At 64.9% G+C, this 14,212-nt stretch carries 11 protein-coding genes and 2 pseudogenes; 7 read left to right on the top strand and 6 right to left on the bottom strand.

What is annotated here, in order from left to right; genetic code table 11:
* Position 1: 1 nt before the first annotated feature.
* From OKW41_RS31465 to OKW41_RS31440, 6 genes are read right to left on the bottom strand one after another with little or no spacing between them, the layout of a single operon-like run.
* On the bottom strand, positions 2–1,612 hold the full coding sequence (locus OKW41_RS31465; RefSeq protein ID WP_429575065.1) for a GMC family oxidoreductase: 1,611 nt from the start codon (positions 1,610–1,612) through the stop codon (positions 2–4).
* Positions 1,609–2,295 carry an ABC transporter ATP-binding protein gene (locus OKW41_RS31460; RefSeq protein ID WP_429575064.1) on the bottom strand — a complete coding sequence of 229 codons (687 nt, stop codon included), beginning with the start codon at positions 2,293–2,295 and terminating at the stop codon, positions 1,609–1,611. Before OKW41_RS31460 ends, OKW41_RS31465 begins: the two co-directional genes overlap by 4 nt.
* Positions 2,292–3,056: an ABC transporter ATP-binding protein gene (locus tag OKW41_RS31455; RefSeq protein ID WP_429575063.1), complete on the bottom strand. Its 765-nt coding sequence runs from the start codon at positions 3,054–3,056 to the stop codon at positions 2,292–2,294. Before OKW41_RS31455 ends, OKW41_RS31460 begins: the two co-directional genes overlap by 4 nt.
* Entirely contained in the window at positions 3,053–3,997 is a 945-nt protein-coding gene (locus OKW41_RS31450; protein ID WP_429575062.1) for a branched-chain amino acid ABC transporter permease, read from the bottom strand. The genes OKW41_RS31455 and OKW41_RS31450 overlap by 4 nt, the downstream gene beginning before the upstream one ends.
* Entirely contained in the window at positions 3,994–4,890 is an 897-nt protein-coding gene (locus OKW41_RS31445; protein ID WP_429575061.1) for a branched-chain amino acid ABC transporter permease, read from the bottom strand. The genes OKW41_RS31450 and OKW41_RS31445 overlap by 4 nt, the downstream gene beginning before the upstream one ends.
* Before the next feature lie 12 nt (positions 4,891–4,902).
* Positions 4,903–6,219, bottom strand: coding sequence for an ABC transporter substrate-binding protein (locus tag OKW41_RS31440; RefSeq protein ID WP_429575060.1), 1,317 nt, complete (start codon positions 6,217–6,219; stop codon positions 4,903–4,905).
* A gap of 147 nt (positions 6,220–6,366) precedes the next feature.
* Between OKW41_RS31440 and OKW41_RS31435 the strand changes: the two genes are divergently transcribed.
* The 7 genes and pseudogenes from OKW41_RS31435 to OKW41_RS31405 all read left to right on the top strand — a co-directional run bounded on the left by OKW41_RS31435 (position 6,367) and on the right by OKW41_RS31405 (position 14,208).
* Positions 6,367–7,155 (top strand): IclR family transcriptional regulator, encoded by a 789-nt coding sequence (locus OKW41_RS31435; protein WP_429575059.1) that lies wholly within the window; start codon positions 6,367–6,369, stop codon positions 7,153–7,155.
* A 182-nt stretch (positions 7,156–7,337) separates the two neighbouring features.
* Positions 7,338–7,433, top strand: a pseudogene (locus tag OKW41_RS31430) (LysR family transcriptional regulator); the annotation flags it as partial.
* A gap of 243 nt (positions 7,434–7,676) precedes the next feature.
* On the top strand, positions 7,677–8,597 hold the full coding sequence (locus tag OKW41_RS31425; protein WP_133664551.1) for a LysR family transcriptional regulator: 921 nt from the start codon (positions 7,677–7,679) through the stop codon (positions 8,595–8,597).
* Between the two features lie 95 nt (positions 8,598–8,692).
* The gene (gene tcuA / locus OKW41_RS31420) at positions 8,693–10,102 is read left to right on the top strand and encodes an FAD-dependent tricarballylate dehydrogenase TcuA (protein ID WP_429575058.1); all 1,410 of its coding nucleotides are present in this window, start codon (positions 8,693–8,695) and stop codon (positions 10,100–10,102) included.
* A complete protein-coding gene (tcuB, locus tag OKW41_RS31415) occupies positions 10,089–11,303 on the top strand; it encodes a tricarballylate utilization 4Fe-4S protein TcuB (RefSeq protein ID WP_429576513.1) in 1,215 nt (404 codons plus the stop codon). The genes tcuA and tcuB overlap by 14 nt, the downstream gene beginning before the upstream one ends.
* Before the next feature lie 65 nt (positions 11,304–11,368).
* Positions 11,369–12,685, top strand: a complete 1,317-nt coding sequence (locus OKW41_RS31410; RefSeq protein ID WP_429576512.1) for an MFS transporter — start codon at positions 11,369–11,371, stop codon at positions 12,683–12,685.
* 222 nt (positions 12,686–12,907) lie between these two features.
* Positions 12,908–14,208: pseudogene (locus OKW41_RS31405) on the top strand (ATP citrate lyase citrate-binding domain-containing protein).
* Positions 14,209–14,212: the final 4 nt, after the last annotated feature.

Genomic DNA, 14,212 nt, shown 5'->3' with positions numbered 1-14,212 from the left:
GTCAGGCTTTCCCGGTAAGGATGAAGTCGGCAGCACGCTCGGCGATCATGATCGTGCCGGCGTTGGTGTTGCCGCGTGGAATCGCCGGCATGATGGACACGTCCGCCACGCGCAGGCCCTGTATGCCGTGCACACGCAGCCGGGTGTCGACCACGGCCTGCGGGTCGATGCCCATCTTGCAGGTGCCGCCCGGGTGGTAGACCGTCTTCGCGTAGTGGCGCACGCGCGCATCGATGGTCGCGTCGGCATCGCCGGCGAACTCCGGCAGCGGCTCGATCTCCCGGCTGACCAGAGCCGCGAGCGACGGTGCAGCCAGGATCTTTCGCGCCAGGCGCACGCCCTCGCGCAGCACGCGCACGTCGTCCTCGTCGGCCAGGGCGCCGGCGTCGAGCCATGGCAGCGCGAGCGGGTCGGCACTGCGCAGGCGCAGTTCGCCACGCGACTTGGGCGCCAGCAGGCAGGGGTTTAGCGTCAGGCCATGGACCATGGGCGGCTCGCGCTCCACGTCGCCCACCAGCACCGGCAGAACATGGAACTGGACGTCGGCACGCCCATCGCCATCCAGGTCGAAGAAGCCGCCCGACTTCACCACGTTCGAGGTCATCAGGCCCGTCTTGAAGAGCAGCCACTGCGCACCATGCCGCAGCGCCGACAGGCCATTATCGTGACCGAAGAGGCTGATCGGTTCACGGGTCTGCCCGTAGACCGGCACCTCCAGATGGTCCTGATAGTTGCGCCCGACCCCCGCCAGGTCCTTGACGACCGGGATGCCCAGCGACTGCAGTTGCGCGCCCGGGCCGACACCCGACTGCAGCAGCACCTTGGCGCTGCCCAGGCCGCCCGCGCAGAGCACCACCTCGCGCCGCACGCTGAAGCGGACCTTCGCATGCGAACCCTTGCTCTCGACGCACTCCAGGCCCACCGCACGCCGGCCCTCGAACAGCACGCGCGCGGCTGTGAGGTCGGTGCGCACCTCGAGGTTGGGGCGCGACATCGCGGGCCGCAAGTAGAAGCGCGAGGTGTTGCCGCGCTCGCCTTCGAAGGCGGTGATCTGGTAGAAGCCCGCGCCCAGTTGCGTGGGGCCGTTGAAGTCGTGATTGAAGGGCAAACCGGCTTCCTGCGCAGCACGCACGAAGGCGGCATTCAGCGGATGCCTGTATGGCGTGTCGATCACCTTGAGCGGGCCGGCGGCGCCGTGCAGCGCATCCGACAGGCGTGCATTGCCTTCGGACTTGCGGAACCAGGGCAGCACGTCGTCGTAGCCCCAGTCTTCGCAGCCGCCGTCGCGCCAGTCGTCGTAGTCCTGCCGGTCGCCGCGGATGTAGATCATCCCGTTCATCGATCCGCTGCCGCCCAGCGTGCGCCCCTGCGGCACGTAGGTGTGCCGACCGCCCAGGCCCGCCTGCGGCTCGGACTTGTAGTCCCACATGCGGTGCGTGCCGAAGACCCGGCTGAAGCCCGCGGGCATACGGATGAAGATGCTGTCGTCCTTGGCGCCGGCTTCGATCAGCAGCACGCGCAGGGCCGGATCGGCCGACAGCCGATTGGCCATCACGCAACCGGCCGAGCCGCCACCGACGACGATGTAGTCATAGTCTTGCGACGTGTTCACAGGAATAACTCTGAGTTGGAATGGTTGGAAATCTCGTCGAGGCGCACGCGCCCGCGTTCGATGGTCTGGCGCAGGTCGCACAGCCCCGGAAGATTGGCGCCTTCGGAGTCGGTGACGAGAATCGTTGGCCCCTGCTGGCGCAGCGCGCGCAGCACCGCTGCCAGGCGCTCGACCAGCGCGGGGGCCACGCCTTCGAAGGGTTCGTCGAGCAGCAGCAGGCGCTGGCCCTGACAGATGGCGCGCGCCAGTGCGGCGAGCTTCTGCTGGCCGCCCGAAAGCTGGTTGCCGCGCCGGTCGATCAGCGGCGCGAGCTCGGGGATCATGTCGAGCACGCGGCTCACGCGCCGGCCGCGCTCGGCCACATCGATTCGCGCCACCTCGAGCGGCAGCACGATGTTGGCGCGCACGCTGAGCTCGGGGATCAGGCGTCGGTCCTCGGGCATGTAGCCCAGGCCCAGCGCGACGCGCTTCTGCGGCGTCCAGGTCGTCACGTCCTGGCCGTCGATCCGCACCTGCCCCGATCGCGCGGGCAAGGCCCCGACGATGGCGCGCATCAGCGTGGTCTTGCCGGCGCCGTTGTGGCCCACCACGCCTAGCACGGTGCCGGACGCCGCGCGCACATCGACCTGCTCGAGCACGGAGATCGGGCCGAAGGCGACGCAAAGCGCTCGTGTTTCGATCATGCGGCACCTGCCTTTGCGCGAAGAACGGCCTTGGAGACCACGGCGTCGCGCATCACGGCTTCGGGCTCGCCGTCGGCGATCATGAAACCGTCACGGAACGCCATGATGCGGGTGACATAGCGCCGAACGATGTCCATGTCGTGCTCCACGAAGAGCACAGTCACACCATCGGCGCGGATCGCGTCGAAGACCACCTCCATCAGAGGCAGCTTTTCCGCCGACGACACGCCGCTGGTGGGCTCGTCGAGCAGCAGAAGCTTGGGCCGTAGCGTCAGCGCCATCGCGATGTCGATGAGCTTGCGCTGTCCCTGCGGCACCAGGCTGACCGGGCGCTCGCCAATGGACTGCAGGCCGAAACGAGCCAGCACCTGGTCTGCGGCGGCGCCGTTCGCGTCGGAGTGCAACGGCTTCAGCAGCCCCTGCTCGCGCTGCGCCGCGAGGGCGAGCGACAGCAGGATGTGTTCGCGCACGCTCATCCCCACGAAGAGCTGCGGCACCTGAAAGGAACGCGCCATGCCGCGGTCGACCATCTGGCGCGGACTGCAGCCCACGACGTCCCGGCCTTCGAGCAGGAGCTCACCGCTGGTGGGCCGCAGGTAGCCGGTCACCATGTTGAGGAAGGTGGTCTTGCCGGCGCCATTGGTGCCGATCAGGCCGACGACCTCGCCGTGCGAGATGCGCACGCTGACCGCGTTCACCGCGATCACCGCACCGAAGCGCACCGTGAGCGCGCGGGTCTCGAGCAAAGGTGCCGCGCTCATGCCGGGACCTTTCGCGTGCCCGGCAGGATGCTGGACAGGCCGCTCGGGAAGCGCACGATCAGCAGCAGCAGCGTGGCGCCGAGCACGAACTTCCAGTACTGCGGCGCGTACTCGAACGCCATCGCATGGATGGCCTCCAGCACGAAGGCTGCGGCCAGCGAACCCCAGACGCCGCCGGCGCCCGCCAGGATCGCGATGAACACGAACTCGCCCGAAGTCATCCAGAAGCCCATGCCCGGATCGACCTGCCCCACGAGGATGGCGACCAGCGCACCCGCGCAGCCGGCGAACACGCCCGACGCCGTGTACTCGATGTGGATCAACCGGCGCGCCGAGTAGCCCAGATACTCCACGCGGACCTCGTTGTGGCGGATCGCCGGCCCGACATGGCCCATCGCAGTCTGCAGATAGCGGGAGATGCCCCAGGCCGTCAACAAAGCCAGCACCGCCGTGAGCAGGTAGACCGAGCGGATCGCGTCGAGGCCCGCGGTCTGCATCGTGAAGAATGAGGCCCGCGCCACCGAGAAGCCGTCGGTCGAGCCCAGGCTCTGTGACTTGAGCAGCACGCCGTAGAGGATCATCGACAGCGCCATCGAGAGCATGGCGAAGAAGATGCCGCGGTATCGGCGCATGAGAAAGCCGACCACGAAGGCGGTGAACCCGGCCACGACGCCGGCGAGCAGCAGCAGCGCCAGCGTGTCGCGCACGCCGAGCCACAACGTGCCCAGGCCGGCGACGTAGCCGCCCATGCAGTAGTAGAGCGCGTGACCGAAGGGCACGAGCCCGGCGCGCAGCAACAGCAGCAGACCGAAGGCCACCAGGCTCCTGGCCAGGGCGACGGCCGCGAGGCTCATCAGCCAGCTCGGCATGAAGATGGCACCTGCGACGAAAAGGACCAGCAGCGCCAGAAGGCCTGCGTCGGAACGTTGGGAACCGCTCATATCTTCCTCAGGGCGGATTGCGGAAAGAGCCCTTCGGGCCGTACGGCCAGCACCAGCGCCATCACCGCATAGACGATGAAGACCTCGGCAAAGGGAAACAGATGGATCGTCGAAGCCCGTGCCAGGCCCACGACCAGCGCGCCGATGGCAGCGCCGGGAATGCTCCCCATGCCGCCGATCACGACGACGGCGAAGGTCACCACGATGACCTCGGCGCCGAGGCCGGGTGCGACCTGGATCATGGGCGCCGTCAACGCGCCACCCAGCGCGGCCAGCACCGCGCCGAGCACGAAGGTGCCCAGGTACAGGCGCTCGACGCCGATGCCCATCGCCGCCGACATCTCCGGGTCGCGGATGATCGCGGTGAGGCAACGGCCGGTGCGCGTGCGCTGCAGCAGCCACCACAGCGACAGGCCGACCACGATCGCGGCTGCCAGCAGCACGAACTCGTAGTTGTTGAACCGCAGGCCGTTGATCTCCGAACTGCCGAGCAGCCCGTAGGGCACGCTCGCCGACCGCGCGGCCGTGCCCCAGATGAACTGGATGACGTCGTCGAGCATGAGCAGCAGCGCGTAGGTAGCCAGCGCCAGAGAGACTTCGTCCCGCCCGCGCAGCCGCCGCAGCACGCCGCGGTCGAGGATCAGCCCCACCACCACCCCCGCAAGCACGGCGGCCCCGAGCTGGATGGCGAAGGCCATGAAGGAAGGCGGCCGGTCAGCGAACCAGTAGCCCATGGCCGTGGCCGCGACGTAGGCGCCGATGGCGTACAGGTTGCCGTGCGCGATGTTGAGGACCTTCATGACGCCGAAGATCAACGTCAGCCCGGCGGCGACCAGGAACAGCCAGGACGCGTAGATCAGGCCGTCGATCAGGATGGTGACAAGGGTGGACATGCGGGGCGTCCCTCACTTCGCCGCGACGATGCCGTCGCACTTGCGCCCAGGCATTCCGCCCTTGAGCCACGCCTCGCTCCTGGCGCCTTCGGGCGGGTTCACGCACTCGGCGGGAAAGCGCATCACGTTGCGCACCGAGACGCTCTTCTTCGCCGCATCGAAGTAGACCTCGCCCACCGCCATGTCCTGGATCGCCTGGTGGCCGTTGCCTAGCGCGAGGCGGATCGTGCCGCTGGGCGTCTCGATGCTGCGGCCCTTGAGCGCCTTGACGAGTTCCGGCGTGCCCGTCGCGCCCGCCTTCGTCGCGGCGTCGTAGGCAGCCTTCAAGGCGAAGAGCGTGTTCGCGTACTGGTAGGCGGTGTAGACCGGCGCATCCTTGTAGGCCGCCCGATAGCTGGACACGAACCAGTCGTTCAGCGGCGATGCGGGCGCGAACAGGCCGTTGGTCCCGCGCGCGGTGAAGATCACGCCGTCGGGAATCTGCGCGCCCATGCGGTACATCGACAGCTCCAGCAGCGGCGCTAAGATCTTCGACTGCTCCTGCAGACCGCGCGGGCGCATCTGCATGAAGAAGGCCTCGAGGTCGGCGCCGGCCATCGAGGTGTGCAGAATGTCGGGGCGGCTGGTCGCGAGCGCCGAGATCTCGGCCGAGTACTGCCCTGCCCCAGGTGTCGGCCACTGCTCGGCGACTACCTGCACGTTGGGCTTCACGGCCCTGAGCGCCGCACTGAAGTCGCGCCACGAATCCAGCCCCAGCGCAGAGTTGGGATTGATGTGGCCGACGGTCCTGGCGGCCGGCAGTTTCGCCTGCGCATACAGGGCCAGCGCCACGCTGTCCATCGTGGTAGTGCCGGCGGTGCGGAAAACGTACTCGTACTTCGCGTCTTCGAAGATCCGCGGGGTGGCGCAGGTGGACATCACCGTCAGTACCTTGAGCTCTTCGGCCACCGGCGCGATGGCCAGGCAGGTGGCGGCGGACCCGAAGCCCATCACCACGTCGGCGCCCTGCTTCTCCACCAGGCCGCGGAACTCGGCGACCTGCTTCGCATTGCCGCCGTTCTCGTCCAGGAAGATCAGCTCGACATCCTTGCCGCCCAGGCCCTTCGAGGTGTTGTAGGGCGCCGGCAGCGTGCCATGGTTGATCGCCTCGGCCATCAGCCGCGCCGCGTTCTGGCCCGGGCCGTTGACCACGGACAGCGGACCAGTCAGCGGCGTGACCACAGCAATGCGCACCTTGCCGTTCTGCGCCTGCGCGGCGCCGAAGGCACCCCACAGGCAGGCAGCGCTCAGCGCCACGGTGGTCCAGCGACGCATGTTTCGAGAATTCATCCTGTCTCCTTCTGGTTGGGCCCGGTTCACTCGGTGCCTGGAGCGCCCTGTGATGGATGTCCAATTAACGGAACATTCCAGAGCACCACGCGACGAATTGTTATCTAATGGCCGGACACAAACCAGCGCTTTGTCCATTAATCGAACATGAAAACAAGCTCCGATGCAGGCTCACTCAAGCGGGGAGTCGTGCTGCTGAAACTGCTGGCGACGGCCGGCAACCGCGGACTCGCACTGTCGGAACTGGCGGCGAAATCGCAGCTACCGCATCCCTCGGTGCATCGCCTGCTGGGCCAGCTCGCGGCCGAGCGGCTGGTGATCCACAACAGCGAGACGCGGCGCTACAAGCTGGGGCCGCTGGCCTTCGAGCTGGGCGTGGCCGGCTCGACGATGCATGACATCCGTGACCTGTGCGAACCGGCAATGAACCTACTGGCCCAGGAGACCGGCGACACGATCTACCTGGTCGTGCGCAGCGGCTTCGATGCGGTGTGCATGCACCGGCGCGAGGGCGAATTTCCGATCCGCGCCCTGGTGCTGGAGGTCGGCAGCCGACGCCCGCTCGGCGTGGGCGCGGGCGGACTCGCCATCCTCTCGGCCATCGGCGACGAGGAGCGCGCCGAGATCATCGCCAGGGTGGCGCCCGGTCTGTCCGCTTTCGGCAAGCTGTCCGCAGAAGATCTGGCCGAAGCCTGCGCGCGATCACGCGAGATCGGCGCGGCCGTGATTCAGAACCGCGTCAGTCTCGGCGTGCGGGCTGTCGGTGTCGCCTTTCGCGACTCGATAGGTCAGGCAGTCGGCGCATTGAGCGTTGCGGCCCTGACCCAGCGACTGAATCAGCGTCGCACCAACCAGGTCGCGGAGATGCTCCTCAGTGCAACAAGGTCCGTCGAAATCTCGATGCGCAAGCGCGCAACCAGTCTGCCTCTTCCTTGATGAGAACGCGGCGCGCCGCACGAGGGGAACAAGGCATAGAAGCAATCAGTGATCAGGGGCGGGAAACGGGAGGAATGGACCATGATGCTTGCCGTCTCCGTCCCGCCTCATCACTTCGCCCGACTTGCTTCCTTGGAGTGCGGCCCTTCCGCTTCTGGCTGTCAGCCGAGGAATTTACGATGATCGAGTTACGACACCTTCGCTACTTCGTCGCCGTTGCCGAAGAACTCAACTTCCGCCGCGCTGCGGAACGAGTGCACATCGACCAGACTCCCCTCTGGGGGTCGTCTTGATGGCGCGCTCCATAGCCGCCTGACAACCCGCCTGCGGATCGAGCGATCTCGGTCCGAACCGTTCTACCTATTGAAGAGGACAGGCAGAAGCGCGACGCCAGGACCGATTCAGATCCCGAGCTTATCGGCTTCCCGACGAATCAAAGAGTCACGTTGCGGGCGCGTTTCGTTTGCCCTTTTCCGTTGCTCTGCGAGAATGCAGCCCATGCAAAGGCTCCGGAGAAACGCATGGAATTGCGACAGTTACGATATTTCGTCAGCGTCGTGGAGCACGGAAGCATGGGCCGCGCGGCGCTCGAACTCGGCGTGGTCACGTCCGCGCTGAGCCAGCAGATCAGCCGGCTGGAGAGCGAGCTATCGACCCGACTGCTGCAGCGCACGTCTAGCGGCGTTGTGCCAACCGACGCTGGGCTCGCGTTCTGGCGGCAAGCGCAGCTTGCATTGCGTCATGTTGACGATGCAGCGCTTGCCGCCCGGCAGGCCCGTCTTTCGGGCCATGTGAGCGTGGGCCTGGCACCGAGCACCACGGGCGTACTGGGATTGGCCTTCATGCAGGCGATGCGCGAACGCTACCCCGACGTCCGGCTGCGCATGGTCGAGAGTTTGTCGGGGTATCTTGCTTCCATGCTTGGCGCGCGGCAGATCGATCTCGCGATCCTGTTCCACGAGGAGCCGGCCCAACGTTGGAGCGTCATACCGTTGCTTGACGAACGGCTGTTCGTCATCGGCACCAGCACGCTTCACGGCATGCCTGCCGGCTCACAAGTACACATCGCGAAGCTGGGCGAGCTGCCGCTCATTCTGCCGAGCGGATCACACGGCCTGCGCGCGCTGTTGGCCGCCTCATTCAAACGCGCAAGGTACGAGCCGCGTATCGTCGCCGAAGTCGATGGCCTTGCCATGCTGATGGACGCGGTGCGCGGCGGGCTTGGGGCAACGATCCAGCCAGGCGCGGCGCTGGCGCGCCCGGAAAACGCGGCTTTAGCGAGCGTCCAGATCGCGGATGCCGACGCGAGAAGACCGAACCTGATCGTCAGCGTCTCCGATGACGAATTGTCGCCCGCCGGGCTCGCTGCGCGGGTCGTGCTTGCCGATGTCGCCCGGGCGGTCGTAGCCGAAGGCCGCTGGCCAGGCGCGACTCTGCGCTAGAGGACCCTTCACGAAAACTGAAGCCCCCTTGCCGCTTTGCTGATGGCGGCGGATGTCGTCGCCTCCTACAGTTCGTCTCAAAGGAGACAACTGAGATGATCGACGTTCTCATCATAGGCGGCGGCAATGCAGCGCTATGCGGCGCCCTCATGGCCCGCGAAGCCGGCGCCTCCGTGCAACTGCTCGAATCGGCACCCAGGGAATGGCGTGGCGGAAACTCCCAGCACACACGAAATCTGCGCTGCATGCACGATGCGCCCCAGGATGTGCTGGTCGACGCCTATCCCGAAGAAGAATTCTGGCAGGACCTGCTCAAGGTCACTGGCGGCCTGACGAACGAGCATCTGGCGCGTCTCGTGATCCGTGCGTCGTCCAGTTGCAGGCCGTGGATGCAGAAGCACGGCGTGCGGTTCCAGCCACCACTGTCAGGCGCATTGCATGTGGCCCGGACCAATGCGTTCTTCATGGGCGGCGGCAAGGCGCTGGTTAATGCGTATTACCGCAGCGCTGAAGCGTATGGCGTCCAGATTCGCTACGACACCCCGATAGACGCCATCGAGCTCGATGGCGACCGGTTCGTCGCTGCGAGAAGCGGCAAGCAACGTTTTGAAGCGCGCGCGTGCGTGCTGGCGGCCGGCGGCTTCGAATCCAATCGCGAATGGTTGCGAGAGGCGTGGGGCCAGAATGAACGCGGCGAGTGGCCCGCCGACAACTTCCTGATTCGCGGGACCCGCTTCAACAAGGGCGTATTGCTGAAATTCATGATCGATGCGGGCGCGGATGCAATCGGCGACCCCTCGCAATCGCATTGTGTGGCAATCGACGCACGCGCGCCTTTGTATGACGGTGGAATCTGCACCAGGATCGATTGTGTATCGCTCGGCGTAGTCCTCAACCGCGACGCGAAGCGCTTCTATGACGAGGGCGAAGACTTCTGGCCAAAGCGGTACGCGATCTGGGGCCGCCTTGTGGCGCAGCAGCCCGACCAGATCGGCTACTCGATTATCGATGCCAAGGCCGTCGGCCGATTCATGCCGCCGGTCTTCCCGGGTGAGCGAGCCGACACACTTCCGGAGCTCGCCCGAAAACTGAAGTTGCCCGAGTCAACCTTCGTCAAGACGATCGACGCGTACAACGCCGCGTGCAGGATCGGAACGTTTGACCATACTGCGCTCGATGACTGTCACACCGAAAACCTGCTGCCACCCAAAACTCACTGGGCGCGTCCGATCGATACGCCACCCTTCTATGGCTATGCATTGCGACCCGGCATCACGTTCACGTACCTCGGGCTCAAGGTCAACGACAAGGCCCAGGTGCATTTCGGCGGACGCCCAAGCGACAACCTTTTCGTAGCAGGCGAAATGATGGCCGGCAATGTGCTCGGCAAGGGTTATACGGCGGGCGTCGGCATGTCAATCGGCACCGCCTTTGGACGCATTGCGGGCGCTGAAGCGGCAGAGGCCGCTACCCAACACAATGGAGTTCACCGTGCACAAGCTTGAAGCACTGGCTCGCGAGGCTCAGGAACTCGCGTCGGCTCCCTCCGGTATCCATCGCTCCATGAGCGAGCTGCCGTCTCCGGTCATTCGCGTTCTTCCGTTGACCGACAACGAAGCTGAAGTCGCAAGACAGATGCAGATATGCAATGCCTGCCGCTATTGCGAAGGATTCTGTGCAGTCTTTCCGGCCATGACGCGCCGACTCGAGTTCGGCAAGGCCGACGTCAACTATCTCGCCAACCTTTGCCACAACTGCGGAGCGTGCTACCACGCGTGCCAGTACGCCCCGCCGCATGAGTTCGCGGTCAACGTACCGAAGGCGATGGCTCAGGTTCGGATAGAGACCTACGCCGAATACGCATGGCCGTCCTTTATGGGCGCGCTTTACAAGCGTAACGGCCTGACCGTCTCGCTCGCGCTTGCAGCCGGTCTCGCGTTTTTCCTCGTTCTCGGCGTCTGGCTGAAAGGGTCACTCACCGGCGAGCGCACGGGCGGAAACTTCTATGCCGTGTTCCCGCACAACCTGCTCGCTGCGCTTTTTGGAGCGGTATTCGGCTTTGCGATCCTTGCACTCGGAGCCGGCGTGACGCGATTCTGGCGTGATGTGTCCGCCGGGACGGCGGCCTCAGTTCCCGCCGTCGCCGAGGCGACGAAGCATGTGCTTGGACTCACTTACCTCGACGGCGGGCACGGAGACGGCTGCAATGAATCGAGCGACGCGTTCACACTCGCACGTCGCCGCTTTCACCATTTCACGTTCTACGGCTTCATGCTGTGCTTCGCGGCCACCGTCGTCGCGACCTTTTATCACTACGCGCTGGGGCTGCACGCTCCCTACGCGTTGTACTCCCTACCTGTGCTTCTCGGCACTACGGGCGGGATTGGCCTGCTTATTGGGCCGGCGGGGCTGCTGTGGCTCAACCTGCGCCGCCACCCGAATCACGGCGATCCGAAGCAGAAACCGATGGATAGAGGCTTCATTGCGCTGCTCCTGCTCACCAGTGCAACCGGGCTCGCGCTTCTGGCCCGGCGCGACACCGCTCAAATGGCATGGTTGCTCGCGGCACACCTGGGCGTAGTCATGGCGCTCTTCGCCACGCTGCCGTACGGCAAGTTTGCCCACGGAATCTATCGGTCGGCTGCACTCCTGAAGTCGTCGATCGAAAAGCGACAAGTCAATACCCTGCAAACCGGGTCCGACTGACCGCAAACCGGTCGAACGCTGTCGACCGGCCGTTAGCAATAAAAATACATCCATGGAGACAAATCATGAACGCCTCATCGTTAGCGGCGAAAGATCCGGTTGGCGCTCGCACGTCAAAGTTCAGCGCAGTCCTGCGCGTCACCAGCGGCAACTTTCTGGAACAGTTCGACTTTTTTCTATTCGGCTTTTATGCCGCCCAGATTGCCAGGGTGTTCTTCCCGTCCAGTAGCGAGTTCGCATCGCTGATGTTGACGTTTTCCGTCTTTGGGGCGGGGTTCCTGATGCGACCGCTCGGCGCCATCGTGCTTGGGGCGTACATCGACGAAGTCGGCCGCCGTAAGGGGCTCATCGTGACGTTGTCGATCATGGCGAGCGGCACGATCCTGATTGCATGCGTGCCGGGGTATACGACGATCGGCATGCTCGCGCCTGCACTGGTGCTGGCGGGACGACTTCTGCAGGGCTTTTCGGCCGGCGCCGAGCTCGGCGGCGTCTCGGTGTACCTTGCGGAAATGGCGTCGCCAGGCCGCAAAGGCTTTTATACGAGCTGGCAATCGGCGAGCCAGCAGGTCGCCATCGTGGTCGCAGCGGCGCTCGGCTATTTCCTTAACAGCTGGATGACGGCGAATCAGATTGGCGCGTGGGGCTGGCGTATTCCGTTCTTCATTGGCTGTGCGATCGTGCCGTTCATTTTCTTCCTGCGGCGCTCATTGCAGGAGACGGAGGAGTTCAAGAAGCAGCGCCATCATCCGCGCGTCGGCGAGGTGTTTCGAACGATGCTGGCAAACTGGCGCACCGTCTTTGCAGGCATGCTGCTCGTCGCGATGACGACCACCACGTTCTACCTGATCACCGTGTACACCCCGACTTTCGGCAAGACGGTGCTGAAGCTCACGACTGCGGACAGCCTGCTGGTCACTATCTGTGTTGGCATATCCAACTTTATCTGGCTACCGATCGGCGGTGCGTTGTCGGATCGTATTGGGCGCCGGCCGATCCTGATCGCGATCACACTGCTTGCCATCTGCTCGTCATACCCGGCTCTTTCCTGGTTGGCGGCTGCGCCAAGCTTTGGCCGCATGCTCGCGGTGCTGCTGTGGTTGTCGTTCTTTTTCGGGATGTATAACGGCGCGATGGTCGCGGCGCTGACTGAAGTCATGCCGGTCAACGTGCGCGTCGCTGGTTTCTCGCTCGCTTTCAGCCTTGCAACCGCCGTCTTTGGCGGATTTACTCCCGCCGTGTCGACCTATCTCATTCAAGTGACCGGCGACAAGGCGGCGCCCGGCTATTGGTTGAGTTTCGCAGCCGTATGTGGCCTCGTCGCGACGCATGTGCTTTATCGACGAGGCGGTGCAGCGGAGCGATCGGCGACCGTCGCCTGACGAGTCGCGCAAGGCACGCATCTCGTCGCCTGGCCCGCAGAGCGGCCGGACCAAAATGCCAATGCGCCCCGCTCCGAATGATTCGGTTCCAACAGCCTTTGCTCGCCGCTCGCCGCGGCCCGGCGAACCGGCATCTCGCGACCGGGTTCACCGCTGTGCGCCCGCAACGTGCTGTTTTGTAAGCAGGCGAAGTGCATTGCTCAAACTTCAGGAGACATTTCCATGCAAATCACCGGTATGTTGCACGGCGCGCGCCTGCTGCAATTCGTCGGATTTCCGGCCAGCGAAATTTTGGGTCCGAGCGCCAGCGAAGAGGAAGTCAAGGCGCTGATCGACCGTCATCGCCAGATCTTCATCAAGCCCGTCTTCAAGGGCGGAGTCGGCAAGAAAGGCAAGGCAGGTTTGCTTGGCCGCGCGACCGACCTGAAGACCGCGCTCGCGGAAAAGGAGCGGCTCTACTTCGCCGAGCATACCGTCGGCCACATCAAGGCGAAGGCGAATGGCGTCACCTTCGAAGCCGGTGTGCCGGCCCAGCATGAGGTCTACTTCTCGATCACGGATTCCACCCGCTTTCGTGCGCCGACCATGACGCTCTCGCACGTGGGCGGCATGGACATCGAGGAGGTCGACCCGAAGCAGGTGGCGATGGTGCCGTTCGATGCGCTGACCGGGTTGAAGGCGTTCGTCGTAGCGAATGCACTGAGCGAGATCGGCGCGCCGAAGGAGATCATTTCGCCGCTCGTGCAGCAGTTGCCGAAACTCTGGGAACTCTTTCACGACTTCGGCATGACGACGCTTGAGTTGAACCCGATCCGCATGCGCGAGGACAGGCACGGTCGCCTTACGCCGGTTGCGTGCGACTTCAAGTGCGGCTTCGATCGCGACGATCCGCGCTGGGCGCGTCTTGGCCTGCCGCCCCATCTGTTCGCCGCCGATTACTCGGATTTCGAGCAGGAGATCAACCAGCTTCGCACCCATCAGGGTCAGAGCGACGTGTATGTGATCAACGAGAAGGGGACGATCCTCGCCCCGACCTTCGGCGGCGGCGCCAACTCGCTCGTGACCGAAATGCTCGGCGACGCCGCGATCATCTCGTCGGATTTCGGCGGCAATCCGCCTTACGCGAAGATGAAGGAAGTGGCGCGCATCTGTTTCAGGCACTGGCTCGAACAGGCGAACGTGCTCTTCATCATTGGCGGCAAGTCCAATAACACGGACATCTACGAGACGCTGCGCGCGCCATGGCCGACGCCCTGCGCGAGCACTTCAGCGAGCACGGACCGACGCCGCTCTATGTCGTGCTGGGCCGCGGAGGTCCGAACCTCGTGCGGGGCATGTCGGCGCTGAGGGACACATGCGACTCGCTGGGCCTGCCTTATCGGCTGTTCGGCTTCGACTCTGACATCAGCGAAGTGATCCAGTACGCACGCCAGGCGGACGCCTGGATGCGCGCCGGCGGCCGCACCGAGATCGCAGCAAGGATTGGCGCGTCACCGAGGCAAACCGAAACGGCTCGTGCCTGAGGAG

Source organism: Paraburkholderia sp. UCT70, from assembly GCF_050434085.1.
Lineage (GTDB): Bacteria > Pseudomonadota > Gammaproteobacteria > Burkholderiales > Burkholderiaceae > Paraburkholderia > Paraburkholderia tuberum.
The sequence above is the reverse complement of the archived record's forward strand: the minus strand, read 5'-3'. Positions and strand labels throughout refer to the sequence as shown.

Excerpts from the sequence above, each read along its gene's own strand:
- OKW41_RS31460 (WP_429575064.1), bottom strand. The coding sequence starts at position 2,295 with ATGATCGAAACACGAGCGCTTTGCGTCGCCTTCGGCCCGATCTCCGTG.
- OKW41_RS31455 (WP_429575063.1), bottom strand. The coding sequence starts at position 3,056 with ATGAGCGCGGCACCTTTGCTCGAGACCCGCGCGCTCACGGTGCGCTTC.
- OKW41_RS31450 (WP_429575062.1), bottom strand. The coding sequence starts at position 3,997 with ATGAGCGGTTCCCAACGTTCCGACGCAGGCCTTCTGGCGCTGCTGGTC.
- OKW41_RS31445 (WP_429575061.1), bottom strand. The coding sequence starts at position 4,890 with ATGTCCACCCTTGTCACCATCCTGATCGACGGCCTGATCTACGCGTCC.
- OKW41_RS31440 (WP_429575060.1), bottom strand. The coding sequence starts at position 6,219 with ATGAATTCTCGAAACATGCGTCGCTGGACCACCGTGGCGCTGAGCGCT.
- OKW41_RS31435 (WP_429575059.1), top strand. The coding sequence starts at position 6,367 with ATGAAAACAAGCTCCGATGCAGGCTCACTCAAGCGGGGAGTCGTGCTG.
- OKW41_RS31425 (WP_133664551.1), top strand. The coding sequence starts at position 7,677 with ATGGAATTGCGACAGTTACGATATTTCGTCAGCGTCGTGGAGCACGGA.
- tcuA (WP_429575058.1), top strand. The coding sequence starts at position 8,693 with ATGATCGACGTTCTCATCATAGGCGGCGGCAATGCAGCGCTATGCGGC.
- OKW41_RS31410 (WP_429576512.1), top strand. The coding sequence starts at position 11,369 with ATGAACGCCTCATCGTTAGCGGCGAAAGATCCGGTTGGCGCTCGCACG.